Genomic DNA, 26,787 nt, shown 5'->3' on the forward strand with positions numbered 1-26,787 from the left:
GCATGGGCGATACCGGCGTCATCGATCAATTCCTGGGCACCTTCACCCGCTACATCGACAGCGGCTTTGGGCTGCTCGGCGGCGAAGTCGCCTTCGTCGCCACCACACTGATTGTCATTGATGTGACGCTTGCCGCTCTCTTCTGGAGCTGGGGCGCGGACGACGACATCCTGGCGCGGCTGGTCAAGAAGACGCTGTTCGTTGGCGTCTTCGCCTACCTGATTTCCAATTGGAACAGCCTTGCCCGGATCGTCTTCGAAAGCTTTTCCGGGCTCGGCCTGAAGGCGAGCGGTACCGGCTTCACTGTCCAGGACCTGCTTCGCCCCGGCAAAGTGGCGCAGACCGGCCTCGATGCGGGACGACCGCTGCTTGAGGCGATCTCGGGGCTGATGGGCTATGTGTCCTTCTTCGAGAATTTCATTCAGATCGCCTGCCTGCTCTTTGCCTGGGCGCTCGTGCTCCTCGCCTTCTTCATCCTGGCGGTGCAACTCTTCGTCACGCTCATCGAATTCAAGCTGTCGACGCTGGCTGGCTTCGTCCTCATCCCCTTCGGCCTCTTCGGCAAGACAGCCTTCATGGCCGAACGCGTGCTCGGCAACGTCATCTCATCCGGCATCAAGGTGCTTGTGCTTGCGGTGATCATCGGCATCGGCTCGACGCTCTTCAGCGAGTTTACCCAAGGCTTCGGCGGCGAGAACCCAACCATCGATCAAGCCATGGCGATCGTGCTGGCGGCCCTGTCACTGCTTGGCCTCGGCATCTTCGGTCCGGGCATTGCCAACGGTCTCGTCTCTGGCGGACCGCAGCTTGGTGCGGGCGCTGCCGTCGGCACCGGTCTCGCCGCCGGCGGCACGGCGCTCGTCGCCGGTGGTGCTACCGCCCTTGCAATGCGGGGTGGAGCGGCCGCGTTCTCCGGAGCGGCTTCCACAGCGCGAGGCGGCTCGTTCCTCGCAGGCAGTGCATCGACTGCCTATACGCTCGGCTCCGCCGGCCAGGCGGGCGCCGTGGGTGTCGCCTCAGGGCTGAGCGGCGTTGCAAGCGCCGGCGTTTCGGCCGCCGCTTCGCCGCTTAAGCGCGCGGCCGCGCGCGCCATCCAGTCCCTGAATTCAAGCTTCGCTTCCGGCGCCAATTCTGGCTTCGAGGCCACCGGTGGATCATCGACCCTCGGAACGGTCGGAGGCGATCCCGGGTCTACCGGCGGTACGTCTTTCCGCGGCGGCAGCGAAGTCGCCGCCGCGGCAAGGAACCCGCCTGACTGGGCCAAACGCATGCAGCGATCTCAGCAACTCTCCCATGGCGTCCAGACGGCTGCCCACGCCGTGCGCGCCGGCGATGCCCATGGCAGCGGAACCTCCATTTCTCTCTCGGAAGGCAAGTGACCAATGAACATCTTTCGACGGCCCGCCGTTCACTACGGCAAGACACCGCAACCGGAGACGCCCTATCAAAGGGCAGCGCAGGTCTGGGACGAGCGCATTGGCTCCGCCCGCGTGCAGGCCAGGAATTGGCGCACCATGGCCTTCGGATCGATGATGCTCTCGGCGGGCCTCGCGGGCTCCCTTGTCTGGCAGTCAGGCCGAGGCACGGTGGTGCCGTGGGTGGTCCAGGTCGATGCGCTCGGACAGGCGCAGACGGTCGCGCCCGCGAACGCCGATTACAAGCCGACCGATCCGCAAATCGCGTGGCATCTCGCCCGCTTCATCGAGCAGGTCCGCTCAATCCCGGCCGATCCGATTATCGTGCGACAAAACTGGCTACGCGCCTATGAGTGGACCACTGACCAGGGCGCTATGGTGCTCAACGACTATGCTCGCGGCAGTGAACCCTTCTCCAAGGTGGGCAAGCAGCAGGTCGCTGTCGAGGTCTCCTCCGTCATTCGCGCCTCACCGGATTCTTTTCGCGTCGCCTGGACCGAGCGTCGCTACGAAAACGGCAAGCTCTCCATCACCGAGCACTGGACCGCGATCCTGACGATCGTGGTCCAGCCGCCAAGCGACGCCGAACAGATTCGGGCCAATCCGCTCGGTATCTACGTCAATGCCATCAATTGGTCGCGGGAGATGAGCCAATGAGCCGCGATATGCCTATCACCGCCATCCCGGCTCCCCGCAGGTGCCCACTCGCCGCGTTTTTGATTTCGGGGGCCTTGCTCACGGGCTGCGCCACGCCGCATAAGCCGCCGCAGATCGCCTATGACACCAACGTGCCGCCGTTGCCGTCTATTCCGGCTGTCACGATCGATCAGAGTCCGAAACCACTGCACGTTCCACCAGGCTGGGCGCCTTCGCGCGGTGGCGCCGCAGGCGACACACCGGCTGCGCGTGTCGAAAACGCAAACGCCGCCGCACGCGTCCAGCCGCGGCGCGAGGGCTATTACAATGCCATACAGGTCTATCCATGGAGCGAAGGGGCACTTTACCAGGTCTATGCGGCACCGGGGAAGATAGCGGACATCTCACTGGAGCCCGGAGAGAGCCTGACTGGCACAGGCCCAATCGCTGCGGGCGACACCGCGCGCTGGATCATCGGCGACACCGAAAGCGGGTCGGGCGTGACTCGGCGCGTCCATGTGCTGGTCAAGCCTTCGCGTCCCGACATCACCACCAATCTCGTCATCACCACCGACCGTCGCAGCTACATGATCGAACTGCGAGCGGACGAGAAGCTCTACATGCCTGCCGTGGCATGGGCATATCCGACCCAGCCCGGCAGCCGGCGACAGGCCGCTCCCGAGACACCGATCATCCCGGACGTCGCCGCGCGCAACTACCGCTATCGTCTTGCTGGTGACACACCGCCCTGGAAGCCCATCGCCGTCTATGACGATGGCCGACGCGTCTACGTCGAGTTTCCGCGCGGTATCGTACAGGGCGAGATGCCGCCGATCTTCGTCATCGGCCCGGACGGCGAGGCTGAGATCACCAACGGCCGGGTCTATCAAAACATCCTGATCGTCGACCGCTTGTTCGGCGCGGCCGAATTGCGTCTTGGGAGCGGCAAACGGCAACAGACTGTCAGGATCATCCGCATCGATGCGACGAGGACAAGCCGTCTATCGTGGATCCCGGGCTTGAGTGCCGCGCCGAAACGCAAGGTCGCACCGAGGCAAAGGGGAGGGGAGCAGTCATGAGCGACAACGAGCACGCCACCGCGCCGATGCGACTTCGCGCCGAGCCACCGCGCGTGACCCGCCTGTCGCGCAAGCTGCTTGCCGGCATCGGCTTCGTCGCGTCGCTTGGCATCGGCGGCGCGCTGATATACGCGCTTCAGACTCACGATAGAGACACGCAGGGTGAGGAGCTCTATTCGACCTCCAACCGCCAGCCGGCAGATGGCCTGGCTGGCCTGCCACGCGACTATACCGGCCCGATCCTTGGACCGCCGCTGCCCGGAGATCTCGGCCGCCCGATTCTCGAGGCGCAGAACAAGGGGCAGTCCGTCGTGCCGCCAATGATTGCGGCACCTAGCGTCGACGAGGCCGAACAACGCCGGCGAGACGAAGAGGAGGCCGCTCGAACATCGCAGGTCTTCTTCCAGGCTGCGGCGAGGGCCGGAGCCACAGCCGAACCGCCTGGCAATATCGCGACACCGAACCTTGCCGGTCTGGAACCTGCCGGACAGACGGCGCAGGATCGCCAACTTGCCTTCCTGAATGTGGCCGCCGACCGCCGCACCGTGGCGCCCGACCATGTCATGGCACCGGCATCGCCCTATGTGCTTCAGGCCGGGGCGGTTATCCCGGCAGCTCTCATCACCGGCATCCGATCCGACCTGCCCGGTCAGATTACCGCTCAGGTGACCGAAAACATCTACGACAGTCCGACGGGAAGGGCGCTGCTTATCCCCCAAGGGACACGTGTCATCGGCGAATATGACAACGGTGTTGGGTTCGGGCAGCGCCGCGTATTGCTTGTCTGGAGCAGGCTGATCTTCCCCAATGGCCGCTCGATCGTTTTGGAGCGCCAGCCCGGCGCGAACGCGCAGGGTTATGCCGGCCTCGAGGATGGCGTCGACTATCACTGGGCCGAGTTGTTCAAGGCGGCTGCGCTTTCCACCATCCTCAGCGTAGGAGCGGAGGCGGGCTCGTCGGGCCAGGAAAGCGATATCCTGCATGCCTTGCGCAGCGGCGCTTCCGATAGCATCAGCCAGGTCGGCCAGGAGATCGTCCAGCGTCAGCTCCAGATAGCGCCGACGCTCAACATTCGTCCGGGTTTCCCCGTGCGCGTTCTCGTTACCCGCGATCTCGTGCTCGAACCGTATGGAGGCTGAAATGGCTAAGCTGAAACTCGGCCCCATTGCCGACGACAAACCTGTCAAGGTTACGATCGAGCTCCCGGCTCCGCTGCATCGCGACCTGACCAGATATGCCGAGATCCTTGGACACGAAGCGGGGCAATCTTCCCGAGATCCATTACGCTTGATCGTGCCCATGCTTGAGCGCTTCATCGCGACGGATCGCGGCTTCGCGAAGGCGAAGCACGAGCGGAAGGATTAGTCCGGAGCTGTTAAGAGGGACGATCGGAGGTGCGAGCGGCGGCGTGTATCGGGAGAACGGTCGGTGCGCTTTTCGCCACCGGATGAAAGGCGGAGAGGATCGCCCCAAGGGAGACTTCCAACACGTTGGAAAAGACCCTGCCTTTCTGCCAGACCGCAACGTAGTGATAGAGTGCCGTGGGCTCCACCGGCTTTGCTTCCAGTTCGAACGCCGCATATTCGCGGGCGATGATTTCGTTGGTGATGGAAACGCCGAGACCGGCCGAGACGAAGCCGACCTCGTAACCATTGCAATCGTATTCCACCAGTATGTCCGGCTCGACCCCTGCGAAGCGCAGCGCGTTGAAGTTCATCTGATGCGACGCAAACTGAGGGTCGATGTCGACAATCTTTTCCCCCTCGAGGTCGTGCGCTTCGACACGTGACTTTGTTGAGAAACGGTGCTTGGGGTGGAAGATGCACACATTGCGCGCCGAGCCGATCGGTGCCCACTCAAACAGCCGGGGGTCCAGGGGCAGCCTCGAGATTCCGAGATCTGCCCGCCCCGACAGGATATGTTCACCCACCTGTTCGTAGTTTCCCGAAATTGATCGCACACTCGAAGCCGTTTTCGAACGGATAGTCGCCACGACCTTCGGCAATGTCACGAAACCGAAGACGGCGGGTGCGGCAATTGCGATCCGCTGCTTCTCATCGTTCTTTATCGCGAAAATCGACGCTTCCAGGCGATCCATTGAAGTCAGGGCTATTTCCACGTTGCGCAGGAGTTCCCAGGCCTTCCTTGACGGAATGATCCGATTGGTCGACCGTTCAAAAAGAGCGATGCCGAGGGCGGCCTCGAGCTGCTTTACGTGCTGGCTAACCGCAGGTTGGCTTATCCCGAGCGCAGCAGCTGCCTGCCTCGTCGATCCGGTGCGCAACACCTGGCGAAAGACCTGCAACTGTCGGAGCTTCAGGCCGCTTTGCAGCAACTCCATTTTGCGCCCTTTCTCGAGAACGCCCAAGCCACATGTGAATTGGCTCGGCTAACCGAGCTCAGAATTGGATTGCGCCGAGCGCCCTAAAGCTAAGTCGCCAAGCAAACTCCGAATCCATCACTCTATAGTCACTATAGTGACTGGTAAAGGGGGAGGTTTGCTTGTCGCTATGCGCGCATGCGCCTTGCGGAGATTTTTGGAGCAAACGTTCGAAGGGTCCGGCAGGAGCGCGGCATGACCCTGGAATCTCTGGCAACCGAGGCTGGCCTTGCGTACAGCTACATGGGCGGCATCGAACGAGGACAAAAGAACCCTTCTCTCAACGTGGTGGAGAAGATCGCGAAGGTGCTGGGCAGCGATCCGATCACATTGCTTTGCCGGTCTCCGACGTCAAAATAGCCGGATACCATACTCGGCCAGATCAAATGGCGACGACAGCTCCCAAGTGATCGTCAGGCTGGCAATCTGCGCGGCGCCATCTAAGGGCATCGCCCGACGTCGAGCTCATTCGATCTCCGAATTCTAGCTGATAATTCCATTTGAAGCTGGGAGGCGAGGTTGCTCGAGCCTCAGTGCGACGCTGCGGCGGTCAAATCGGATGGCCCGTCAGAGTGCTGATTGCGTATATAACCAGCCGTTATAGCTCAAATTCTGAAAATTATAGATTGAATGAATAGGCCTTGTCAGTAATCTAGGCAAAATCCTGCGAAATTGTTGCAAGATATCCCTTAGTAGATTTCGCAATCTTTGGTCATCAGCCGTAGATCTGCCGCGTGGGCAGGCGCGGCACACATTGCGAAATTGCGCATTGATGGAAGAGTCTCATGGGCGGTTTTGCTGCTCAATTTGCTGCCGCCTTCATGGTTACCGTAGGCCTTGCTCTTGTTAGCGGCTTCCTCGGCACCGTATTCGGCCTGCTGTTGGCCATCTCGAAAGGCACGTCTACGGCCCGTTTCAGAAGTGTCGTGACGGCTTACACGACTGTGGTTCGGGGCGTTCCAGAACTCCTCATCATCCTTCTTATCTATTTCGGGGGAACCACGTTCGCCAGCAAGCTCGCTGGCAGGTATGTGGAGGTGAACTCTTTCACCGCAGGGGTCATCGCGCTTACTGTTGTCTTCAGCGGCTATGCGACCGAAGTTTTCCGCGGTGCGATTGCGGCGGTGCCAACGGGGCAGACCGAAGCGGCGAAGTCGCTTGGCCTGAATATCTGGCAGCGGTGGTTGTTCATCGTTGGGCCGCAGATGCTGAGGCTGGCGCTGCCCGCCTATGGCAATCTTTGGATATCGCTCTTCAAGGACACGGCGCTGGTCTCTGTCGTGGGCCTGACCGACATCATGCGCGTTGCCTATGTCGGCGCCGGATCCTTGCGCGCGCCGTTAACGTTCTACCTTGCGGCATCCGCTTTCTATCTCTCCCTGACGACGATCACCCTGCTGTCGATCCGCTTCGCGGAGCGGCGCTATCCTGCATTCGGTCGATAGAAGGGCAACGCTATGAACTTCGATTTGATGTTGGACGCCGTCCTGGTTCTGCCCTCAGGCATCGGTCTCACCTTGATCCTGACAGTCCTTTCACTGACGGCAGGATTTCTTCTGTCGGTGCCGCTGGCGTTCGCCCGCGCGTTTGGACGCCCGAGCCTCTCTTTCGCTGTTCTGGCCTATACCTATGTCATCCGCGGTACGCCCATGCTGGTTCAGCTCTTCTTGCTCTATTATGGTTTGAGCCAGATCGAGGCGGTGCGCGCCAGCGTCTTCTGGGTGATCCTTAAAGACCCTCTTTGGTGCGCCCTTTTTACCTTTTCGCTGAACAGCGCGGCGCACACCACCGAAATCCTGTGCCGCGGTCTCCAATCCGTGCCGAACGGCGTTATTGAGGCCGCCAATGCGCTTGGCCTGAAACGTTTGCAGATCGCCCGGCTTGTCACCTTTCCGATCGCTTTCCGGATTTCGCTTCCGGCTTACGGAAACGAGGTCGTGGGGATGATCAAGGGCTCGTCGCTAGCAAGCACCGTAACGCTGCTTGAGATAACCGGCATGGCGCGACAGATGGTGTCGGCCACCTTCGCGCCCTACGAGATCTTCATCGTCGCAGGAGCGATGTATCTCGCGCTCACGACGCTCGCCGTGAAAGCCACCCAGTTCCTGGAACGGCGGCTTTCGACTGAAGGCACTTCAAAGCAAAGACGCAAGGCGCGGCTCCGTCCAACCTTGCCTCACCACGAGATCACGACACTCGTGCCGTGACGCCGCCGCCTTAAGGCTGGCTTCCCATCCAAACCCAAACAAAGAGGTGTCCCATGCGCATGCCCTTGGCTATTGCCATTTCTGTCGCGTCCTTGATCCCAGCATTGCCCGCCCGTGCCGATAGCGAGCGAACGATATCTATCGCCACCGAAGGGGCGTCGCCGCCCTGGGACGGGACAGACGCGGATGGCAAGCTTTACGGCTACGATGTCGATGTCGGTCTCGAACTGTGTAATCGCATCAAAATCAAATGCAGCTTCGTGGCGCAGGATTGGGACGGGATCATTCCTGCGCTACTGGTCGGGAAATACGACGTCATCATGTCAGGGATGGCGATTACCGAGAAGCGCAAGCAGCAGATCGCATTCTCCAGCCCGTACGCCAGCGGCTACAACCAGTTCGTTGTCCGCAAAGAGCTTGGGCTCGATGCCGGCGACACCAAAGAGAAGGTCAACCTCTCCTCAGTCGGAAACAACGAGAAGGCAATCATCGAGCGGCTCAGGTCGACCCTTAGTGGCAAAGCCATTGGTGTCCTTCGTTCATCGAACTCCGAGGCTGTTGTGAAACAACTCCTCGGCGATGTCGTGACCATTCGCAGCTATGACAGTCTCGACAATTTGAAGCTCGACCTTACCGCGGGGCGCGTCGACGGTGGCCTCGCCGACTACTTCACATGGCGCGATTTCCTGGAGGCGCCTGGAGGGTCGGTTGCGGTATTTTTCGGACCGCAGCTGAATGGTGGTCTCTGGGGTCCGGGTGTGGGCGCCGGTATGCGCAAAGACGATAGCAAACTGCTGACCAAGTTCAATGCGGCGCTCGACGCCGCCACCAAGGATGGCACCATCAAGGCGTTGAGCCTCAAGTGGTTCAAGACGGATATTTCTCCGGCCCTGCCAAAATAGCCCGGCCCCGCGGCCGACTTCGATGTGGTGCTGGCCGAGTGTTGGCGCCAGACGTTCACGACCATGAGGCGAGTTCCATGAAAGACCCATTTTGCGCGGTCGTAACCGGCCAATCATTGATTACGCATGACATCCGTCATGTTCAAGACGAGCGGTTCGCGGAGGTTGTACGCTTCTTGCAGCAGGGTGACGTCGTCTTCACCAATTTCGAGTCGACGATCCTCGGCAAACATGGTGGTTGGCCGACCAAGGGCAGGTATTTCGGCTATTCCAGGGCTGAGGTGCTGGATGCATTGCAGGATATCGGTTTCAACGCGCTTGCCTTGGCGAACAACCACGCGTTCGATCTCGGTGCTGGCGGTGTTCTTTCGACGCTAGAGGAAGTGCAAGCGCGAGGCTACCTGCATGCGGGCATCGGGGTCGATGCGACCGATGCCCGCAAACCGGGCCGCCGCCGGCTAGGTAAACGCGACGTCGCCCTTCTTGCGATCGATGCCGGTCCCGGTCCGTCCAGCATGTATGCCGAGAACCACACGGCCTTTCGTCCGGCTCGCCCTGGCGTCAACCGGCTCAAGACCGTTCGGAAAATCGGGGTGCCTGACGGGCATTTCAGGCGATTGGCACGGCTTGGGGGCCATTTGCAAAGCTCTCCCTTCGAACTGACCAATTATGCGCAGCCGGAGGATCCGCCGGAGGTGGCCAGCGACAGAGAGCTCAATTTCTACGGCACCGTATTTACCCAAGCTGCCAACTTCGGCCGCATGGTCGAAGTCGATCAGGCAAGCGCGAGCATCCATTTGTCCGCCATCCGTCAGGCGGCAGCGCAAGGCGATTTCGTTATCGCCTACCTGCACCATCATCATTGGGAACCGGGTTGGCAGGATGTACCGCGCTGGGTGCAGGCCTTTGCTCGCACATGCATTGACGCCGGTGCAAACCTTTTTGTCAGTCACGGCGCCCCCGTCCTGCAGGCGATCGAAATCTACAATGGCTCGCCAGTTTTCTACGGTCTCGGAAATTTCCTCTTTCATGTCCATCCTGACGAGGGCGAGTGGGATCCTCCGGAAGTCTGGCAAAGCATTGTCGCTGCTTGCCGCTATGAGGCGAATGGAAACCTTGAAGGCATCGACCTTCTGCCCGTCGTGATCGGCGAGATAAATGAGCGCCCAGCATCCGAAACGGGAAAATTGGTTCCTGTCCCCGCCGGCGGACGCGTAGCGCGAGATATTCTCGAGGGGTTCGCAAGCCGTTCACGTGCCTTCGGTACCGGGATCGAAATATCGGAATACTCAGGCAGGATAGCAGTGCCGCCTGCACGAAAATTCGGCTGACATCGACACAACGATCCAGAACCGACCGCGACGGATTTTCTACCCAATGACCTGTTGGAGCATCGGACGCGTTGTTGAAGCCGAAGCGCACTAGCCCGTCCCGGACGGCGCAAAAACCAAAGATCGGGCGTGACCCTCACCCCGCTGATGTGCACGTCGGCAGGCAGATCGCAACGGTTCGCGTGCAGTCGGACGTATCCCAGCTTCAGCTTGCCCGATCGATAGGCATCACGTTTCAACAGCTCCAAAAATACGAGAACGCTAGGAACCGGGTGAGCGCGTCCATGATCTACGAGATTGGCAAGTCGCTGGGCGTCCCCGTCAGCCGTTTTTTCGAAGGCCTCCCGGCGAACGGTGAGAGCGGCCATGAGGCTTCACGCCTACGAACGGGTGAGCGCATTGGTTTCATTGCCAGCGCAGAAGGTCGACGCCTGATCGAGCGTCTTGTTCGACTTCCTCCGCGGGTGCGTACCCGCGTGTCCGCCCTTGTCGCCGCAATCGGGGAAGAATGGACCGTCCCTCAATACGATGGAGAGCAGGCAGACTGACGGCAAACTGGTTTCGGCCAAACGCAAGATGGTTTGACCGCCGGTTAGGGTACGGTTCGATTACGCCGACCGGGAGTTTAGCCTCCCATTCGGCCAAATAGTCGCTTCGGAGGCCCCAAAAACAGACACTTCGTCTGTTAGCGCCAACAGAGAACTCTCACCGATACGATGTCACGCCAGCGCAACTAAATAGCTGATAAGGCGACATTATCATTCGTTTTGTCGCGCCGACAAGCTGTGCGTTTTGATGCGAAAATGAAGGCACAAAGCGCACGGCCGCTTTACCCTCCAAACACATGATTCGCCTCGATCCCGCGACCGCAAGATCCGCCGCCGCGCCCCCGACCGTTCCGGGCTGGGCGCTCGAGGCCGGTGGCGCTCCGCATGACGCAGACGCTGCCTTCAGGGCCGGCGCCGCGCTGGCTTCTCTCGACAGCCTCGCCCGCGCGCAGTCTGCCTGGGCCGGCGCCTGGCGCCAGCGGCTGGCGCTCAAATGCGCCGCCGCTGCCGTGCGCCTCGCTGGCCGGACGGAAGACGAGGCGGCGCTGCGCGATGCTTGGTATCTGCGCCAGCCCGGCGACGATCCAGGCCCCGCCGGCACTATCCTGGCCGCGTGGAAGCGCGCCTCGCCTCCCGCTCGTCGCATGTCCGACGTTTTTTGCCGGCCGGAGCGGTCGAAGCATGGAATTGACGCGGAGACTGTTCGCCAGTGGGTTGCTTTGTCCCAAGCGCACGGCGATGCCGGGCTGTCGGGCAAATACGATCATTACGACGCGGCGTTCAAGCTGTCGGTGCTCGAGCGGATGTGGAAGGAAGGTCTGTCGCATCGCCAGACGGCGGCACTGTTCAATATCCGCAATGCCGGTTGCCTGACGGAGTGGGAGAAGCGCTATCATGCGGACGGAATAGAGGTGCTCGGCCCACGCCCCAGAGGACGACCCATGTCGAAGCCGACCCCCGCAGTGCCTGTTACAGCCCGTGACGAGGCCAAAAACCGCGAAGAACTGCTGGCCGAGCTGAAGCATCTGCGGATGGAGAACGCTGACCTAAAAAAACTGGAGGCCTTAACGCAGGGACACGCGCCCAAAAAGCGCAAGCCGTCCAGGCGTTAAGGCCGTTGCATCCGCTTAAGGGCCTGCTCGAACTGGCGAAGCTGCCACGCAGCACGTTCTATCACAGGCAAAAGGCGGCCGCGCGCCCGGACCGCCATGCGACGCTGAAGGAGGCGATCAAGACATCTTCGACAACCCGGAACCTTCGACACCGTCCAAAGCCTGGACGAAGCCATCACGGACCACATCGACTACTACAACCAACGCCGCATCAAACTGAAACTCAAAGGGCTGGCCCCTGTGCAATACAGGACCCAGCCCTTAAATCTACCAGCTCAATGAACCGTCCAACTTTACGGGGTCAGCTCAATCTGCCGGGCTTTCTTCTCGATGACTTTGTGGCTAAAAACTACTGACCCATCCCGAACTTGTAGGTCAGCCTAGCCATCACGGCATCAACCTTTGCCACTGTGCGATAGGTCTCAGGATTAGCACCCAGGCTGCCGTCATCGAACATGTTGTTGCCCGTGCTCGTCTTATGACCGAGGTCAATGTGGGTGTAGTCGACGCCGAGCGAGAGGTTGTTCGTAACGGCGTAGTCGATGCCGGCGCCAAGCGCATAGCCATTCTGCCAATCATTTTTCTCGTAGGTCACGAGAGCGTCGTTGTCTCGGGCTCGGAAATCGACCTTGCCGCCGGCATAACCCGCCTTCGCGTAAATCAGCACGCGATCGAAGGCATAGCCGACGCGGCCAACGACCGTTGCGTAATTCGAGATCTTGACGGTTTCGGTGTCACTGTCCGGGAAATAGGGACTGGTGATGGTTTTTCGGATGCCCGTTGCAGTCCAGGTCGCCTCGCCTCCCAGCACGAATTGCCCCCACTGCCATTGCGCGCCTGCATGAATACCTCCAGCTACGCCGGCTTTGTTGAAGTCAAAGCCTTCCGTGCCGGCCGGAACGGCGTCGGTGAAAAACCCACCGTTCGGCTCCGTTACGTCCGTCGCCGTGATGTCACCATTGGCAACGCCGAGGTGGCCGCCGACATAGAAACCGCTCCAGTCGTAGGCCGACCCAGCGATCGGCGCGACCATGTCGGCTGCTGAGGCTGTGCTTGCCGACAGGGCAGTAAAGGCGATAACTGCTAAGAATCTATTCACGATTTTTCTCCCAACCCAAGACAATCCCTCGCATATAGCAATAGCCGGGACGGCTCTAAAAGTGTGTGATGTTTTTGCCACAAAGACATATTAGTTGCCACTATGAAGCATGGAGTGGTTCGATATCACCCCGGCACTTGCGAAAGGCAAGATAATGCCAAGTACAGCCCGATAGTCGGCACTCTTGCCGAGGATTCGGCTGACATTTAGCTACGGGCAGTCGCCCAGTCTTAGGAAAAGGCCCATTCTGGATCGCTTGGGGCAATCGCTCGCTCCCGCAGCAGTGAGCCAAGTTCAGTCCACGAGGGATCAGAAACGAAACTGCTTAGACCTCCACAGGCATCAGCGAAAGGCATATTGCCGAAGCGGTCGATGACCTTGCTGGTTTCGCCTATGCTGCCCTTTCGGATCGACTCGAATGGATTCTCATCGCATTCAATGACGCGATGCCCCCAAGCTCCTGGCACATCATCGCTCGCGATAGCGCGTCGAAGGTCCGCATCCATCTCTGCGGTCTCTAGAGCCCGACAAATGACGTAGCGCATCAGGGGATAGTAGACTGGCTGGTGGCTGCCTCCAAGCGCGCGCACCCCGGGCAGGATCGACAGGACCAGAAACATGAGGAGCAGATTCGGAACAAGGCTGCGGTTCGCTAGCCGCTCAATGATATCGGGAGCCGCGAAGCGAGCTACCTTCGTTCTGGTCGCCAGATTGACGAGTTCTCCACCCACCATGCGCAGCGGCAGGCGCTTTCCGTTTTCATAGTACCAAAAGAAATCCGTACCGCGTGCGAACCAGCCACCCCAGGGGCCAGCCCCCAGCCTGTCGATCTCGTCAAGGATATTCAAAGCCAGCTTTGGGCTTTCCAGCAACCTCGTACGCAGCCAGGAATCCTGGTCTGATAGGTGGTCCGCCACCAGGTCGGCAACATCCTCATCGTCGATTTGCAGGAAGGCAAAGCTCTCTCCGAACAGATTTGGCCAGAGGATACGATTGGCTGCCTTGATGGCATGCGCAGGCCGCTCGAACTGCGTCTTCGGCAGAAGGCTGCGAAGCAGGGCGGGGGCGTCTCCCTCGGCATTTGGCTCCGTTGGCACCAGCTCGAACCGGTATGATCCAGGCCCGGTCAGAAGGCTGTAGCCGATCATCTGGCTTCGGCTGAGACCGAACACGTTCACCGGCTTCCCGTCAAGCATGATCCAGCCTGGCCCCTTGCGGGGCTTTTCAACGAGACTCACCGTTGAAACGGCATAGGACACGTAGGTCGAGCAGCCATGCGCCGAGAGGCCAAGCAGGCTGAAGATGTGCGTGTAATAGGCCTCTGGTTCCATGAGGAGAAACAAATGCGGGCCGGTCTGCAACACGCGGCGTTGTTCTAGATCTTTGCATATTTGGGAGACGGCGTTGATCGGCAATCCGTTTCGCGTTCCCGCGTTCCTGATCGTGTCGAGCAGCCTGGCAAGCGCGCGGCTGCGAATTTCGGGTTCCTGTTTCTGGGCAGGCGCTTCGAACAAGCGGGACGCATAATCGCGAAGCGGGCGGCAATGATAGGAGCGCGTCCAAGGATAGAGCGCCGCCAGAGAGTCCAGCACCGCGTGCTTGGCGCCTGTGTCGGTCGCTAGCTCGTCCACCTCACGGTTCATCCTTTCGCTGCGCGATGCCGATGCTCAATGCAGGAATGCTGATAAGGAGCAACACTCCGAATCCGAAGAAGATCGTCGAAGGAAATACACTCTCGCCTATAACGCCAGCGATGCTGAAAATCACCAGTCCGAGCGCGACAGCGAGACTGTGCATGACGCCCTTGGCCCTGCCCAATACATTGCCATGCATCCGCGACTGCAGTGTGACCTCGATACTCACCCGGCCCAGATTGTAGAGAAACCCCAGAGTGGCGAAGACGATCAATGTCCAGGGCGCCCGTAAAGTGATCAACGACATCCACGCGAGCGCCGTTGAGGCCAACAGCATGAGGTGCAGTATAGGACCACTGATCGCTCGTGTCAGCCTGACGAGAACAGCCGCCCCAATAACCGAACCAGCCGACCACGCGGCCTCAAGGTAACCGAAATCGGCGGCGGTGCCTTGCTGCTCTTCGAAGACGAAGCTTGATCCGATCACCGTGACCAGCACCGCGCCTCCATAGAGAAGGGCATAGGCGGCAAACAGACGAAGGAGATTCCTGTCCATGTTCGGTGCCAGGCCTGTGGCCGTTCTGACACCTTGCGGGGGGAGGCCTGGCCGCATCCAGAAGAGTGAACCGGCTGAAACGAGGAACAACAGGGCGAGCACCAAGAACGTCAGGGCAGGGGAGCGCCCACCTAGCAACGACCCGGCTAGCAACGCTGCGCCGAGGCTGCCAAACTGCATGGTGAAGAACACGGTGGAATTCGTAGTCGCAAGTTCGGCGCCTCTCGTCATGAGCGGGATCATCGCTTGCGAGGCGGTCAGCGCGACACGATCGCAAATCGAAAAGAGCGCCGCTGACACGCAGAGTGTCAAAAAGGCGTCCAGATACAGCACCGAACAAGCCGTAGTGAGCAAGATGGCAAAGCGACCGAGGTCGGTCGCGATGTTCAATCGCCGTCGGTCAAACCGGTCCGCTGCCAGGCCGGCCAGAGGGCTTGCGACGAGTTCGACAACGCTGACGGTCGCAAGCAGTGCCGGCACGCCGGGGCCTCCGTAGCCTGCTGTGACAACAGTCCAGGCGGATGCGATGTAATAGCCGTTTCGACCGACTGCCGCTGATAGCGTGCTGGCCAGGAATCCAAGCCATAGCCGGGACTGGACGCCTGATCTCAGGTTAGCGTGAATTTGAAGTGCTTTTGACAAGGGCGCATCCAATCGACGCTTGTCATACCCACTGCCCAGATTGATGCTTAACAATCACGCCTGATTTTTCAGTTCGTTGCTGAAATCACCGGAAGTATTGAATCAGATCCTGGACCGGCGGCGGTATTCCGTCGGACTGACGCCGAACGCCCGCTTAAAGGCGATCGTGAAATGGCTTGAGCTGCCGAACCCGCATTCCAGCGCGATCTCCGTCGCCGACAAATTGGTCGATCGCAGCAGGTCGGCGGAGTGATCCAGTCGACGCCGTGCGATGAACGCATGTGGCGTCATCCCGGTCGATTGCTTGAAAGCCCTACTGAAATGGAAACGGCTGACACCGACCTCCTTTGCCAGATCGGCGAGAGTGGGAGTCTCGTCCGACGACGATTCGATCATTGCGATCGCACGTTTGAGATCGAAGGCCGACAACCCGCCTTTTGCCGGCTCATGATAGTGACCGTTGCGCCTGACCATCTGAACGAGCAATTGCATGGCCTGGCTCTCGACCATCGTCACGCTGATCGGATCGGGCTGCCTGAGCTCGATGGCGATCCGTTGCAGGGCCATTTCCACCGTGCTGTCCCGAAAGCCGATCGCAGCCGGCATGTCACCCGAGCGATGGCGCACCATCCCGCCGAACGCTTCGTCGGTGAACCCTTTTTCAATCGAGATGAGCAGGTAGGCGGCCGTCGGCTCTCCTTCGTCCCACCCCGTCCAATCACTGCCGGCAGGCATATGGATTACCGAGCCAGCCCGACGCGGCGAAAACGAGATCCGACGCCCGTCGACGAAATCCTCTCCGCGGCTTGCCGCCCCTTTCAGGTTCATCAGAAATATATGACCCGGGAACGAAATTGCTGTTTCCTGGCGCTCCAGACCAGTTCTCCTGATCAAGTCTGCCTGTATGTGGCCCCAGCTCTCATGTTGGTGTGTAAGCGTGTGGTGCTGTGAACGGCGGATCTTGTTGGGATCGAGGCAAGGAGTGTCCACGGATGGGAGCAGCCTTCATACTGAGAGTAGCCCACCCTCCCGTGTTTTGCCTAACCAGAGGTTGCTGGACAAATCACAACTAACTTAGGATTGGTAGAAGATGTGACTTTAGTAAAAAAATGGCAATCGTAGGAAAGCCGCTCATTTTCTGCAGGCCTACCAGTGCCCAGGCCAAGACTCGAAGCATTTTTAAACATTAGATCTCTCTTAATTGAGTGAAGTTTCCCGTCGAGCTCGTGGCATCTCACCAAAGCAACGGTGCGGGAGGCATAGTGCGATGCGAGGACTCAACGACTTCCTGGCCGAATGCGACCAGGGACCACGGATCAACCAGCTGGCAGGTTTTTTCGCTGCAACCGCAGCGGGCAAAAGCGGGATGCCAGTTCGCAAGCCTCAGGCCGATACACGCCTTCTGCCCAGCGATGAACTCCTGCGCGATCTCGTTCGCCTGCACGCCGCCCGGCAAGGCTTTTTCGACCAGCATTATCACGGCAGCATTCCCTACAGATTGGAGGAGGAGTGCCGGATGGCCTACGCGGTGCTGACCTATGCCCGGCGCCGTGGATCCGCGCTGTCGCTGTACAGCCTTGGAACAGCCGAAGGTACGATGGCCAGAACCCTGTCTGAATTTTCGGACGGGCAGATTCTTTCGCTGTCCTGCAGCCCGAACCCCGAGAACTACAAGTCCTTCGTGGCCTATGGCGAACCGGCCCACGCCGAATTCTTCATCGGCCCGTTCCACTGGTTGACCAAGGATGCGCTCGGATCGGATCGGCGGCTGACCAAGTTCACGCAAGGCTTCGACGTCATCCTCGAGGACACAACCTTTCAGATGTATTCGCCTAACAGGCCCAAGCAGATCGAGTTCGTAACCCAGCACCTCAAGGACGGCGGAATTTTCGTCTTCGTCGAAAAATTCAGGGCCGCCGATGAAAGCGACTATCAGCGCCGAGAGTACCAGAAGGATTACGGCTTCAAGGCGAGGTACTTCCCCCCGGACGAAATTGCAAAAAAGAAGACGGACGTCCTGGGGACCATGTTCAACAATGAGGTGACCCTGGCGGAGATGGCGCGCTCCGTAGGTGAGCATTTCAGATACTGCACGATGACGTGGAACAGCGGCAATTTCTGCAGCCTTGCGGCAAGCAACAGCAAGGAAAATCTCAATCTCTACGCCTCACAGATGTCGACGCCGGCCATCCCGCATGAATATGTCTACGAGATCAGCCTCTCTGACGCAGCGACGATCGCCATGATGGACAATCCGACATGACGCAGCCATGGGGTGGCAGCTGCGCCGAAGCTCCAGGCGGCCGGCAACGCTGTTGATCGCCTGAGTGCCGCCCGTCCGCAAAACGGATCCGATCGCATACCCGCGAGACAGGCACCTCCCGCGGCGGTCACGAAGCTCTAGCGAGATGACGCGGAACGGGAATGCTATTCAGTTGCTGACCTACGCTTTTGCGGCCATGGATCACGGCAGCATGCGTCAGGCCGCAATAGCCCTGAGGGTCCAGGAATCCTCGGTCAGCCGTAACGTCGTCAAACTCGAACAGCTACTCGACATGCAACTGTTCGAGCGCGATGTGCGCGGCGTTCGGTTGACGAAGACAGGCCGCGCCTGGATCGAAATCGTGCGCGCTCACTACGACGGCCTGCTCGATGCTTTCGCCGAGCGTGTGCGCGATAACAAGGATGCCAAGACACTCCGGATTGGGCTGTGCTGGGTGACAGGCGGAGAATTCCTCAAATGCCTCATCGAGCGTTTCGGCAAGCTGTACCCGGACATAACCTTGACCATTGAGGATATCCCATCGGGCCAGTGCCTTTCTGCAATACGCCGCAGGTGCTTCGACCTCGTGTTCACACATCACACTGGCACCGCCAAATTCTGCAGCAGCGAAGTCTTCTGGCAAGAACGCCTCTTCGTGCTACTGCCGTCCTGTCATTCTCTTGTCGAGAGGCCGGTGCTCAGATGGTCCGACCTCGCGGACATGCCTCTGCTCGTCCCGATCGGGCTGGAAGGGCCGCCGTCGGACCTGTGCCTGCTCGAACGCATTGCGGCCGGTGGCGGTCCGACCGTTCATGCGTGTCACGCGAACCAAGCGACGGTCATCTTGCAGGTGGGACTGGGGCAAGGCGTCACCTTGGCCGAGGCGAGCTATGCCAGGACAGTCGCTACCGATTCTGCCCTGTGGAAGCCGCTTCGCGGGAAAAACAGCGTCAGTTCGATTAGGGGCCTGTGGCTCGGTTCCAATCCAAAGCGGGCTGTGCTGCGTCTGGTCGGGCTCGCCAAGAACATGGCGGGAGCCGCTCAAAGACCAGGGCGCACCAACTGCCCCTAGAGGGCCAAAGCCGTCTTGAGATCGTTGTGCTCGAAGGCGCTCGCCATGCGGTTTGATCTCGACTGATCGGGCGATGATCCGTGATACAAATTGAACTCATAAACGTAAAAAACATGATGGAAACAACGCATTGGTTATCGGGTCGATCCCAGCCATAGGCATGGGTGTGGATGACGTCGCCTTGCCGGCGGCCAGCGCCGTCGAGACGATGGTTGGGTAGATCTCATCCGGGAACGACTCAAACTTCACATGGATGTCCGGGTTCTCCTTGGTGAAATCGGCAAAAAATTCGTTCTAGGCGGCCTTGTCTTCCTGGCGCCAAGTCCAGAACGAGATCTCGGTTGCATGCGCCACGCCGGCTGCCAATGCGAAAGACGCGGTCGCGAATGCTCAGGTTGAAGGCGGAATTCGACTGCAGTCGGTGCTAGCCGCAGTCAAGATCACGCTCATCGAAGTCGATTCCGAGGGATGAAGGTCGGCGACAAGATCGCTTGGCACCGAGAGGTTCCAGGGATGACTGATCGACTGAAGCATCTCGGCGCAACTGGCGGGCAGACTGCTTGCCGAAACGACCCTCTGAGTTGGCAGGATGTGGACTGGATGATTGCCAGCGTGCTATTCGCGTCCAAGTGTTCATGGCGGAGCAACCATGTCGAAGCTGACCATTTGGCTGCGCAATAGACGCCACCCAGTACCGAAAGATACCAAGCTGGGGCGCCATACTTTTGGCATCGACAACGGCCTTAAGATCTTCGGGTGCAGTCCTGAGGCGCCACTTGAGATCGGTTCGTTTTGCTCCATCGCCGACGAAGTGATGTTTCTTTGCAGTGGGAACCATCCAACGACATGCGCGACTACTTCCTTCGCCCCTTCGAAGATGCTGGGGAAGCCCCCGTTTAAAGACCCCAGCGGACGGCGAGGAATAACGATCGGAAATGACGTTTGGATTGGCAGACGGGCAATAATTCTGCCTGGAGTGAAGATCGGGGACGGCGGCGTTGTCGGAGCCCAGGCCACGGTGACGAAAGATGTGCCGCCCTACACGATTGTCGGTGGGAATCCCGCCAAAACCATTCGCCTCCGTTTCCCGGCCAAAATCATCTCCAAGATGCTGGTAATCCGCTGGTGGGACTGGGATGATGAGATGATCCGGCAAGAGGCCCACTCCTTAACCGGGCCGATCGACAATTTCGTTGCCAGGCACGGCTAGGCAGCGCCGTGTCACGATTAGCCTTGGGCGCCACGAACCATTTTAGTTCGTGGCCTAGAGGGGCAAGGACGCTGCGCGGGCTTCGGGACCAAACCACAATGCCTCATGCGCCAGTAACGCTTGCAGGTCGCGATGAACACACGGAGCTGTCTAGACGAGCCCGATAGGCATGTAGCGGATTATAACCTCGTCCTGCCGAAATCTTCGTTCGAGTTCCGCGCGCCGGTCGTGCCAGTCCGCCAGCTCGAGTTCCTCGGCCATCACCTCGAAGATAATGATGTCGTCTCGGGCAGATTCCGCGCCTTGCAGCCACAGGCCCTCTGCAGGGGCCTTAAGATAAGCCGTAACGCCTTTAAATCGGTTCGCCAATTCCTCCTTTACCCGATCGAAATCTTCCCGCGCGAAAGGCCGGCCATCGTTGTCGGCTCGGGGAAGCAGGATTTGGATAAGGTGCATACCGCCACTCGCTGAATGGCAGTCAACGCTTACGAAGTCGACCGCGTTCCATTGTGCAAGAGCTAGGCTCCGCTCAGCTATTCACTGAGAGCAATGACTGTTATGCCTACTCCATCAGGCCCGCCAAGCGCAGAGCGTCCTGGATGACTTTCTGTAGGGGTTGAGCCCTCGACCCGTGCAAGTCATCCAGAACCGGTTCCGCAGGCCTGGCCTTCGCCTGTCCCTTCGACGCTGCCCGAAGATGAAATGCTGATGGCGTCATGTCGGTCCTTGGCGTAGCTAACCTTGGCGAAGCGGGCCTCGCCCTGGCTGACGCTCGCGCGTCGTCGACATCGCCGAGACCCCAGAACTGCACTATCTCCTGGGTTGAAGAGATTCCTACGTCGAGCATGTAAGGTCCGGCCATGCCGAGGCCCTGCCCGACGGGCGTGCCGTGACCCATGCCGTCAATCATATTTATCTCGATCTTCACTTCTCCGGCTTCGTCAGCCCAAACTTGCCTGCTTCGTCCGCGCTCGCTCGTCGAATGGGTCGGCGCCTTGGCGAGTTTGTGCACGCCGCGCCACTGGGCAGCGATGGACTCCGCGTTAACGGACGCCACAGTGCGATCGGCGGAACCCTGCCAGATCGAAATCCTGGGCCACTGTTCATTGTTCATGGAGGCTTTCCGCACAAGCCGCTGCAATTCTTGCTCGGACGGGCCGCCGTGGCCGCGCATGCGGTCGAACGCCTCAGGAATGGTTGTGGCGCAACCGAAGGGCAGACCGGCAATGATGCCGCCGCCGGCAAACACTTCAGGGTAGGTGGCGAGCATTGCCGCCGCCATGGCCCCGCCCGCCGAAAGACCGGTAACGAATATCTGCTGTCGGTCAAGGCCGTACGTAATGACCATCGTCTCGATCATCTGCCGGATCGAATGGACTTCGCCGCGATCGCGCGCAGTGTCCCCAGGCAGGAACCAGTTGAAGCAGAGGTTGGGATTGTTGGCGCGTTGTTGCTCGGGATAGAGAAGCCCGAAACCGATCTGCTGGGCGAGTTGGGACCATCCCGAGTGGTAGTCGTAGCCGACGGCGTTCTGGGTGCAACCGTGCAGTATGACGACGAGCGGCGCGCCTTCGGCGAGGTCATCTGGTCGATAGTATCTTGCCCGTAATCCGCCCGGATTGGAGCCGAAATTTTCGAGGGTGGAGAGGCGATCGACGGATGTGAATGAGACGGGGTGCCTATTTTGTTGCGCGCGCAGTGCCCTGAGGCGCGCAATCGTATCGGAGACTTTTCGCAATTGGCCCGTCCTTCTATGAACCTCCGGGTTGAAGGGCGTGAGTGCAATGCGCTCGCAGCAATTTCGTTGCTGCACCGCACAAAAATTGCGGGGATTGAAATAAGCCCAGCGGTCACCCTCAAGCCGACATCGCGCCGACCGCTTCCGTACAAGCGCGCCGCTTTAGTCCGTCGTTGCAAGATAGTTGTGCATGTCGGTGGCGGCGATTGCCGCGTGCCCGAACGCGACCGCAATCTGGTTGATTTCATCGACCACATCCCCTGCGGCATAAAGGCCGGCTATGCCGGTGCGCTGGTGCGAGTCCACCACGAGATTGCCGGCGCCGTCGCATTCCGCGCCGAGATCGATGGCGAGCTTTGAGCGTATGGTGCAACCCATGGCAGGATAAATCGTGTCGAATGAAAGCGATCTGCCGTCACGCAGGCTTACCCGAGCCCCCGGACCGGCAGCCCGTACGGAATCCGGCAGGCATTCTTCCACCCTGACGCCAGCCGCTTTGAGGAGTTCGCCCGTGGCGGGGGCAAGGCCTGATATCGCGTCGGTCGCCAGTATAGTGACGTCGCTTGAATAGGTCTGCATGAACAGGGCCTTTTTTGTCGCCTGGTCTGCCGGACCGATCACGGCGACACGTTTGTCGATGACCTCGTAAGCGTCACAGACCGGACACAGCCGCATCGATCCTATTGCGATCATGCTGGCCGCATCCGGAGTGTTCGGGAGCGTGTCGACGATGCCCGTAGCGAACAGCACCGCGCGAGCCCGAACGGCGAACGACGCCGTGGCGACAAAATCGGGGCCATCGTGCCGGAGAGCGGTAACTGTACCGTCGATAAGGTCAACGGTGCCCGTCAGGGCCTGTTGTCGCAGTCGTTCAAGCAAATCTACGCCCGAAATGCCGTCCGGAAAACCAGGGCAGTTATGGCTTACGGGTATCCACCTCGCGCGGCTTTCGCCGGCGTCGACGACCATGACCCGGCGGCGAAAACGCCCGAGATATGTCGCGGCAGCCAAGCCGGCCGGACCGCCCCCGATTATGAGACAGTCGCACGCCCGGCCTTGGCTCAACTCGTCGTCGTCTTGGAGATGTAGGCGACCGAGCGCCGTAGAAACAACGCCCCCTGGCAGGTTACGGTCTGGGGAAGTGGACTCTCGCACTAGCTATTCGACGAACCGGGCATCGCTCGGAGCTTCGATTGTGGGCCCCCGCACACTCCCGCAACGAATGTCATGCTTGCCAACCAAGTGAGTGCGCATCGAAACCTCTCGCTGAATCCAGACCTCTACGTTCGCGTGCCCATTTTGTTCCCTAATGCCCAACCGCCGAAGTAACGACATTACGTTCGATGAGGAGCACGTTGGAAGCGTTTGCCTTGGGCGAGCCGCGTTGCATCGTTTTGATGTTTTCTGGTCGGCCCGTCCTGATCGATGGCGACACGATCATTCTCTACCGAACACACTCCGGCTGGGATTGCCAACATCGACGCGCCGGAAATACCCGAATCCCAACGCGACGCGGAACTTCGGCTTGGTCTGACCGCCAAGCGGCGCATGGCCAACGCGACCATTCTCCATTTACTTGGTCGACCCGGCCAGCGGCAGATCGCCGACCGCTACGGGCGCATGCTGGCCACTATCGAGGTCGAAGGGAGCAGAAGTCCTGGCGCTGGACGGGCAAGCCCCAGGCCTTTAAGGATTGCAGTGCCAACAGACGCGCCGATGCTCTCGGGAAGTGCCACCGAAGAGCTTTCGTGGCACATGTTGGAGCTGTCAGGTAAATTGTTGCTGCCATACATGCGGGCAAACAACTGGTACATGTAGCTCGTTTCGAGCGAAGCGCGGCCGGATGTGTAGAGGTCGACATGGCGCGGATCCACAGCGCGCAGTTCCCTGCCGATCTCGTCGAATGCGTCGATCCAACTCACCGGGACATATTTGTCAGTGGCAGGATCCCAGCGCATTGGATGAGTCAGCCGGCCTTCTTCCTCGAGGTTGTGATCCGGCCACCGCTCCAGGTCGCTCAGCGTATGCCTGGCGAAGAATGCAGGGTCAGCCCTACGGGAAGTGATTTCCCAAGCCGTCGCCTTGGCACCGTTTTCGCAGAACTCGAGCGGGTGCGGTTGGGAAGGTTTCGCCCAGGCGCAACTGACACACATGTAGCCTTGGGGCTTGTTCTGAACCGACAGGAGTTTCGGCCCCTTTAAGGGGACGTGTTCTCTGGTGATGGTCGAGGCGACGGATTTCGCCGACCCCCAACCTCCAGCCGGCCCGCCGTACGGTTTGATGGTGGCCGACTTTGTTTTCGGTGTCATTTCTAGGCCTCGCCGCAGCACAACGCGAGACCCGACTTGGTCTCACCCCAATTGACGCGATACCAGCCAGGCAAGTGGGCGTTATTCGAAAGCCAACTGGATTAATCCACCTGTTGATCGGTCTGCCGAGACCGCCATCATAGAACTAGCAATTTGGCAGACAGTTCCACACCCGATCGGCTTGTTGAGGTCCCTTCTCCTGGTTGACGCCTTCAGGGTCGACCGGCCCTCCTGTGTCCATATGTTCTCCCTGTTGTCAGGCGCAGCGATAGCTGGCGATCCGGTGAAATGCGCCGTGGCGGTGGGCGGTCGGTGCGGGACCTAGCGCGGTAATCGGGCACGCCGGCGGGACGGGGCAATGGCAGTACCGTGATCGCTATGGCCGCGTTTACACAGCTCGGTGTCGGACGGGTACTGACCAGCCGGGGCGCGGATGACGGTCACGCGTCCCTGAGATTCGCATCTCTAAAGCTACTGTTGACGTTCGTGCCCTTGGCTCATTCAGCAAACGGCGCGCGCAACCACGCTTAGGGCGGCGAAGCGACTCCATTCGGCAGCCAGGGAAAGCCCCTCCACAAACTTTTCGAAATCTGCAAACGCCTACAATTCGGACCCAGCCGCCGGCCGATATCATTTTTTAAAGACTCACGGGTCAGGCGGAGTCATCTTGCCAGCGTCCAATGCACTTTCGGCGAGAAGGAACCCATGTTGTTTCCTGGTCAAGTCGTCATGTCCGACAAGCTGGAGATGCTCGCCCGCGTCTGTCGGACAGCCTGCGCGGAAAATGGTCTTGCACTCAGCAGCCCGCAGGCACAGATACTCGCATCCCATATCCTGAAGCTTTTCCTCAACGGCCTTGAAGGCGAGGACGAGCTACTAAGCGCTGAGCGAAACCGCATCAAAGGCAAGCTCACATCGAAACATTGATGCAGCCGCGTGAGTTGCACAGCCAGCCTCACGTCGGAACGGGATGCATGGCGAGTTCAGTGCTGATAGCATGCTGGCGCGCCACGCGCCGGGAGGGGCATAAGCGCCGCCTCGCCGGAAGGTCCGCTAATCGTCCGAGATCAGCCGGTAGCGAAACTGGCCCCGGATGTGGTCATTGAAGAAGCGGCCTTTCGCGAAAGCGTTTCGGAAGGCGGTGTAGACCTCCACAGGGACCCCCTCGTAGTCATAGCGCTTGCCGCTCGCAACGAACCATACGGAGAGAATCTGGCTGTCGGGATCGTATTCGCTCTGGCGGATCGACGTCGAAGGCATGGCGTCGACTATACGAGTGCCATGGGCATGCAGCGAATGATAACCTTGTCTTGCCGAAATCTTCGTTCGAGTTCCCTACGGCGGTCGCGCCAGCCCGCGACATCGATTTCCTCCGTCATCACCTCGAGGATAACGATGTTGTCGCTGTCGGATTTCGTCCCTTGCCGCCCCAGGCGCTCAGTAGGCGCCTGAAGGTAGGCCGTAACGCCGTTAAATCGGCTCGCCAAGCTCCTCCTTGACCCGATCGAAATCTTCCCGCGGGAAGGGCCGGCCCGCGTTGTCGGATCGGGAAGCAGGAGCTGGATGAGGTGCATGGGGCTACTCGCTGAATGGCAGTCAACGCTTACGAAGTCGACGGCGTTCCATTGTATATAAGGTCGACTTCGTTCAGCCGAAGCGCATCCTGTGCAGCGCGCAGCGATCAAAGGTTCTGAACAAGCTTGGCGGCGACGCGGAGGCCGACATCGCGCCGACCGCTTCCGTACAAGCGCGCCGCTTTAGTCCGTCGTTGCAAGATAGTTGTGCATGTCGGTGGCGGCGATTGCCGCGTGCCCGAACGCGACCGCAATCTGGTTGATTTCATCGACCACGTCCCCTGCGGCATAAAGGCCGGCTATGCCGGTGCGCTGGTGCGAGTCCACCACGAGATTGCCGGCGCCGTCGCATTCCGCGCCGAGATCGATGGCGAGCTTTGAGCGTATGGTGCAACCCATGGCAGGATAAATCGTGTCGAATGAAAGCGATCTGCCGTCACGCAGGCTTACCCGAGCCCCCGGACCGGCAGCCCGTACGGAATCCGGCAGGCATTCTTCCACCCTGACGCCAGCCGCTTTGAGGAGTTCGCCCGTGGCGGGGGCAAGGCCTGATATCGCGTCGGTCGCCAGTATAGTGACGTCGCTTGAATAGGTCTGCATGAACAGGGCCTTTTTTGTCGCCTGGTCTGCCGGACCGATCACGGCGACACGTTTGTCGATGACCTCGTAAGCGTCACAGACCGGACACAGCCGCATCGATCCTATTGCGATCATGCTGGCCGCATCCGGAGTGTTCGGGAGCGTGTCGACGATGCCCGTAGCGAACAGCACCGCGCGAGCCCGAACGGCGAACGACGCCGTGGCGACAAAATCGGGGCCATCGTGCCGGAGAGCGGTAACTGTACCGTCGATAAGGTCAACGGTGCCCGTCAGGGCCTGTTGTCGCAGTCGTTCAAGCAAATCTACGCCCGAAATGCCGTCCGGAAAACCAGGGCAGTTATGGCTTACGGGTATCCACCTCGCGCGGCTTTCGCCGGCGTCGACGACCATGACCCGGCGGCGAAAACGCCCGAGATATGTCGCGGCAGCCAAGCCGGCCGGACCGCCCCCGATTATGAGACAGTCGCACGCCCGGCCTGG

The 26,787-nt window shown here is 59.9% G+C and carries 26 protein-coding genes and 3 pseudogenes; 17 read left to right on the forward strand and 12 right to left on the reverse strand.

Translation table 11 applies throughout. The features are described from left to right. Positions 1-2 precede the first annotated feature (2 nt). From trbL to EN804_RS31690, 5 genes are read left to right on the forward strand one after another with little or no spacing between them, the layout of a single operon-like run. A complete protein-coding gene (gene trbL / locus EN804_RS31670; protein WP_135922052.1) occupies positions 3-1,379 on the forward strand; it encodes a P-type conjugative transfer protein TrbL in 1,377 nt (458 codons plus the stop codon). Between the two features lie 3 nt (positions 1,380-1,382). Next, positions 1,383-2,072 carry a conjugal transfer protein TrbF gene (trbF, locus tag EN804_RS31675; RefSeq protein ID WP_135922053.1) on the forward strand — a complete coding sequence of 230 codons (690 nt, stop codon included), beginning with the start codon at positions 1,383-1,385 and terminating at the stop codon, positions 2,070-2,072. Between the two features lie 8 nt (positions 2,073-2,080). Then, positions 2,081-3,130 (forward strand): P-type conjugative transfer protein TrbG, encoded by a 1,050-nt coding sequence (gene trbG / locus EN804_RS31680; RefSeq protein WP_246693515.1) that lies wholly within the window; start codon positions 2,081-2,083, stop codon positions 3,128-3,130. Next, on the forward strand, positions 3,127-4,269 hold the full coding sequence (locus EN804_RS31685) for a TrbI/VirB10 family protein (RefSeq protein WP_135922055.1): 1,143 nt from the start codon (positions 3,127-3,129) through the stop codon (positions 4,267-4,269). The genes trbG and EN804_RS31685 overlap by 4 nt, the downstream gene beginning before the upstream one ends. 1 nt (position 4,270) lies before the next feature. Further along, complete coding sequence (locus EN804_RS31690; protein ID WP_127278040.1) at positions 4,271-4,495, forward strand: DUF2274 domain-containing protein; 225 nt, start codon at positions 4,271-4,273, stop codon at positions 4,493-4,495. Between the two features lie 10 nt (positions 4,496-4,505). Here the strand turns inward: EN804_RS31690 and EN804_RS31695 are convergent, their stop codons facing one another. Next, entirely contained in the window at positions 4,506-5,471 is a 966-nt protein-coding gene (locus tag EN804_RS31695; protein ID WP_135867615.1) for a LysR family transcriptional regulator, read from the reverse strand. Positions 5,472-5,648: 177 nt separating this feature from the next. On the opposite strand from EN804_RS31695, the gene EN804_RS31700 reads away from it, so the two are divergent. The 8 genes and pseudogenes from EN804_RS31700 to EN804_RS31735 all read left to right on the forward strand — a co-directional run. Next, a complete protein-coding gene (locus EN804_RS31700) occupies positions 5,649-5,870 on the forward strand; it encodes a helix-turn-helix domain-containing protein (RefSeq protein WP_135922056.1) in 222 nt (73 codons plus the stop codon). Positions 5,871-6,295: 425 nt separating this feature from the next. Beyond that, the gene (locus tag EN804_RS31705; RefSeq protein WP_135922057.1) at positions 6,296-6,955 is read left to right on the forward strand and encodes an ABC transporter permease subunit; all 660 of its coding nucleotides are present in this window, start codon (positions 6,296-6,298) and stop codon (positions 6,953-6,955) included. Positions 6,956-6,967: 12 nt separating this feature from the next. Next, positions 6,968-7,717, forward strand: coding sequence for an ABC transporter permease subunit (locus EN804_RS31710; RefSeq protein ID WP_135922058.1), 750 nt, complete (start codon positions 6,968-6,970; stop codon positions 7,715-7,717). Between the two features lie 53 nt (positions 7,718-7,770). After that, positions 7,771-8,619 (forward strand): transporter substrate-binding domain-containing protein, encoded by an 849-nt coding sequence (locus EN804_RS31715; protein ID WP_135922059.1) that lies wholly within the window; start codon positions 7,771-7,773, stop codon positions 8,617-8,619. 77 nt (positions 8,620-8,696) lie between these two features. Further along, entirely contained in the window at positions 8,697-9,950 is a 1,254-nt protein-coding gene (locus tag EN804_RS31720) for a CapA family protein (protein ID WP_135867618.1), read from the forward strand. 182 nt (positions 9,951-10,132) lie between these two features. Further along, positions 10,133-10,498, forward strand: a complete 366-nt coding sequence (locus EN804_RS38295) for a helix-turn-helix transcriptional regulator (protein ID WP_281404933.1) — start codon at positions 10,133-10,135, stop codon at positions 10,496-10,498. Positions 10,499-10,794: 296 nt separating this feature from the next. Then, positions 10,795-11,610 (forward strand): DUF1403 family protein, encoded by an 816-nt coding sequence (locus EN804_RS31730; RefSeq protein WP_135922061.1) that lies wholly within the window; start codon positions 10,795-10,797, stop codon positions 11,608-11,610. A 141-nt stretch (positions 11,611-11,751) separates the two neighbouring features. Continuing rightward, positions 11,752-11,892, forward strand: a pseudogene (locus EN804_RS31735) (IS3 family transposase); the annotation flags it as partial. 67 nt (positions 11,893-11,959) lie between these two features. On the opposite strand, the gene EN804_RS31740 reads toward EN804_RS31735, so the two are convergent. The 4 genes from EN804_RS31740 to EN804_RS31755 all read right to left on the reverse strand — a co-directional run bounded on the left by EN804_RS31740 (position 11,960) and on the right by EN804_RS31755 (position 16,369). Next, on the reverse strand, positions 11,960-12,709 hold the full coding sequence (locus EN804_RS31740) for an outer membrane beta-barrel protein (protein WP_189524602.1): 750 nt from the start codon (positions 12,707-12,709) through the stop codon (positions 11,960-11,962). A 230-nt stretch (positions 12,710-12,939) separates the two neighbouring features. Then, positions 12,940-14,352, reverse strand: coding sequence for a hypothetical protein (locus EN804_RS31745; protein WP_135922062.1), 1,413 nt, complete (start codon positions 14,350-14,352; stop codon positions 12,940-12,942). Beyond that, on the reverse strand, positions 14,342-15,595 hold the full coding sequence (locus tag EN804_RS31750) for an MFS transporter (protein WP_135922063.1): 1,254 nt from the start codon (positions 15,593-15,595) through the stop codon (positions 14,342-14,344). The genes EN804_RS31745 and EN804_RS31750 overlap by 11 nt, the downstream gene beginning before the upstream one ends. A 48-nt stretch (positions 15,596-15,643) precedes the next feature. Further along, the gene (locus EN804_RS31755) at positions 15,644-16,369 is read right to left on the reverse strand and encodes an AraC family transcriptional regulator (RefSeq protein ID WP_245464364.1); all 726 of its coding nucleotides are present in this window, start codon (positions 16,367-16,369) and stop codon (positions 15,644-15,646) included. Between the two features lie 373 nt (positions 16,370-16,742). Here EN804_RS31755 and EN804_RS31760 point away from each other — a divergent pair, with 373 nt between their 5' ends. Further along, on the forward strand, positions 16,743-17,804 hold the full coding sequence (locus tag EN804_RS31760) for a class I SAM-dependent methyltransferase (protein WP_348642058.1): 1,062 nt from the start codon (positions 16,743-16,745) through the stop codon (positions 17,802-17,804). Between the two features lie 172 nt (positions 17,805-17,976). Continuing rightward, the gene (locus EN804_RS31765) at positions 17,977-18,876 is read left to right on the forward strand and encodes a LysR family transcriptional regulator (RefSeq protein ID WP_189524604.1); all 900 of its coding nucleotides are present in this window, start codon (positions 17,977-17,979) and stop codon (positions 18,874-18,876) included. A 96-nt stretch (positions 18,877-18,972) separates the two neighbouring features. Here EN804_RS31765 and EN804_RS38300 read toward each other — a convergent pair whose 3' ends face one another. After that, positions 18,973-19,125, reverse strand: a complete 153-nt coding sequence (locus EN804_RS38300) for a hypothetical protein (RefSeq protein WP_246693514.1) — start codon at positions 19,123-19,125, stop codon at positions 18,973-18,975. Positions 19,126-19,804: 679 nt separating this feature from the next. Here EN804_RS38300 and EN804_RS38870 point away from each other — a divergent pair. Continuing rightward, a pseudogene (locus EN804_RS38870) lies at positions 19,805-20,086 on the forward strand (CatB-related O-acetyltransferase); the annotation flags it as partial. 150 nt (positions 20,087-20,236) lie between these two features. Here EN804_RS38870 and EN804_RS31780 read toward each other — a convergent pair. From EN804_RS31780 to EN804_RS31795, 4 genes and pseudogenes are all read right to left on the reverse strand, one after another. Next, positions 20,237-20,542 (reverse strand): hypothetical protein, encoded by a 306-nt coding sequence (locus EN804_RS31780; protein WP_135922066.1) that lies wholly within the window; start codon positions 20,540-20,542, stop codon positions 20,237-20,239. Between the two features lie 106 nt (positions 20,543-20,648). Continuing rightward, positions 20,649-21,824 (reverse strand): PHB depolymerase family esterase, encoded by a 1,176-nt coding sequence (locus tag EN804_RS31785; protein WP_127276347.1) that lies wholly within the window; start codon positions 21,822-21,824, stop codon positions 20,649-20,651. Positions 21,825-21,986: 162 nt separating this feature from the next. Next, positions 21,987-22,889: an NAD(P)/FAD-dependent oxidoreductase gene (locus EN804_RS31790; protein WP_135922067.1), complete on the reverse strand. Its 903-nt coding sequence runs from the start codon at positions 22,887-22,889 to the stop codon at positions 21,987-21,989. A gap of 623 nt (positions 22,890-23,512) precedes the next feature. Beyond that, a pseudogene (locus EN804_RS31795) lies at positions 23,513-24,133 on the reverse strand (molybdopterin-dependent oxidoreductase); the annotation flags it as partial. A gap of 729 nt (positions 24,134-24,862) precedes the next feature. Here EN804_RS31795 and EN804_RS31800 point away from each other — a divergent pair. After that, complete coding sequence (locus tag EN804_RS31800) at positions 24,863-25,060, forward strand: hypothetical protein (protein WP_135922068.1); 198 nt, start codon at positions 24,863-24,865, stop codon at positions 25,058-25,060. A gap of 126 nt (positions 25,061-25,186) precedes the next feature. Here the strand turns inward: EN804_RS31800 and EN804_RS31805 are convergent, their stop codons facing one another. Further along, entirely contained in the window at positions 25,187-25,393 is a 207-nt protein-coding gene (locus tag EN804_RS31805) for a KTSC domain-containing protein (protein ID WP_135922069.1), read from the reverse strand. A 497-nt stretch (positions 25,394-25,890) separates the two neighbouring features. Beyond that, positions 25,891-26,787 (reverse strand): NAD(P)/FAD-dependent oxidoreductase (locus EN804_RS31815; protein ID WP_135922074.1); only part of this gene is annotated, 897 nt, incomplete at its 5' end.

The sequence above is a fragment of the Mesorhizobium sp. M8A.F.Ca.ET.161.01.1.1 genome (assembly GCF_004792105.1).
Taxonomy (GTDB): domain Bacteria; phylum Pseudomonadota; class Alphaproteobacteria; order Rhizobiales; family Rhizobiaceae; genus Mesorhizobium.

What these genes read in the sequence shown, in the direction of transcription:
- EN804_RS31690 (WP_127278040.1), top strand. Translation starts at nt 4,271, where the DNA reads ATGGCTAAGCTGAAACTCGGCCCCATTGCCGACGACAAACCTGTCAAG.
- trbF (WP_135922053.1), top strand. Translation starts at nt 1,383, where the DNA reads ATGAACATCTTTCGACGGCCCGCCGTTCACTACGGCAAGACACCGCAA.
- trbL (WP_135922052.1), top strand. Translation starts at nt 3, where the DNA reads ATGGGCGATACCGGCGTCATCGATCAATTCCTGGGCACCTTCACCCGC.
- EN804_RS31780 (WP_135922066.1), bottom strand. Translation starts at nt 20,542, where the DNA reads ATGCACCTTATCCAAATCCTGCTTCCCCGAGCCGACAACGATGGCCGG.
- EN804_RS31700 (WP_135922056.1), top strand. Translation starts at nt 5,649, where the DNA reads ATGCGCCTTGCGGAGATTTTTGGAGCAAACGTTCGAAGGGTCCGGCAG.
- EN804_RS31800 (WP_135922068.1), top strand. Translation starts at nt 24,863, where the DNA reads ATGTCCGACAAGCTGGAGATGCTCGCCCGCGTCTGTCGGACAGCCTGC.
- EN804_RS31720 (WP_135867618.1), top strand. Translation starts at nt 8,697, where the DNA reads ATGAAAGACCCATTTTGCGCGGTCGTAACCGGCCAATCATTGATTACG.
- EN804_RS31755 (WP_245464364.1), bottom strand. Translation starts at nt 16,369, where the DNA reads ATGAACCTGAAAGGGGCGGCAAGCCGCGGAGAGGATTTCGTCGACGGG.
- EN804_RS31685 (WP_135922055.1), top strand. Translation starts at nt 3,127, where the DNA reads ATGAGCGACAACGAGCACGCCACCGCGCCGATGCGACTTCGCGCCGAG.
- EN804_RS31695 (WP_135867615.1), bottom strand. Translation starts at nt 5,471, where the DNA reads ATGGAGTTGCTGCAAAGCGGCCTGAAGCTCCGACAGTTGCAGGTCTTT.
- EN804_RS31745 (WP_135922062.1), bottom strand. Translation starts at nt 14,352, where the DNA reads ATGAACCGTGAGGTGGACGAGCTAGCGACCGACACAGGCGCCAAGCAC.
- trbG (WP_246693515.1), top strand. Translation starts at nt 2,081, where the DNA reads ATGCCTATCACCGCCATCCCGGCTCCCCGCAGGTGCCCACTCGCCGCG.
- EN804_RS31805 (WP_135922069.1), bottom strand. Translation starts at nt 25,393, where the DNA reads ATGCCTTCGACGTCGATCCGCCAGAGCGAATACGATCCCGACAGCCAG.
- EN804_RS31710 (WP_135922058.1), top strand. Translation starts at nt 6,968, where the DNA reads ATGAACTTCGATTTGATGTTGGACGCCGTCCTGGTTCTGCCCTCAGGC.
- EN804_RS31730 (WP_135922061.1), top strand. Translation starts at nt 10,795, where the DNA reads ATGATTCGCCTCGATCCCGCGACCGCAAGATCCGCCGCCGCGCCCCCG.
- EN804_RS31715 (WP_135922059.1), top strand. Translation starts at nt 7,771, where the DNA reads ATGCGCATGCCCTTGGCTATTGCCATTTCTGTCGCGTCCTTGATCCCA.
- EN804_RS31705 (WP_135922057.1), top strand. Translation starts at nt 6,296, where the DNA reads ATGGGCGGTTTTGCTGCTCAATTTGCTGCCGCCTTCATGGTTACCGTA.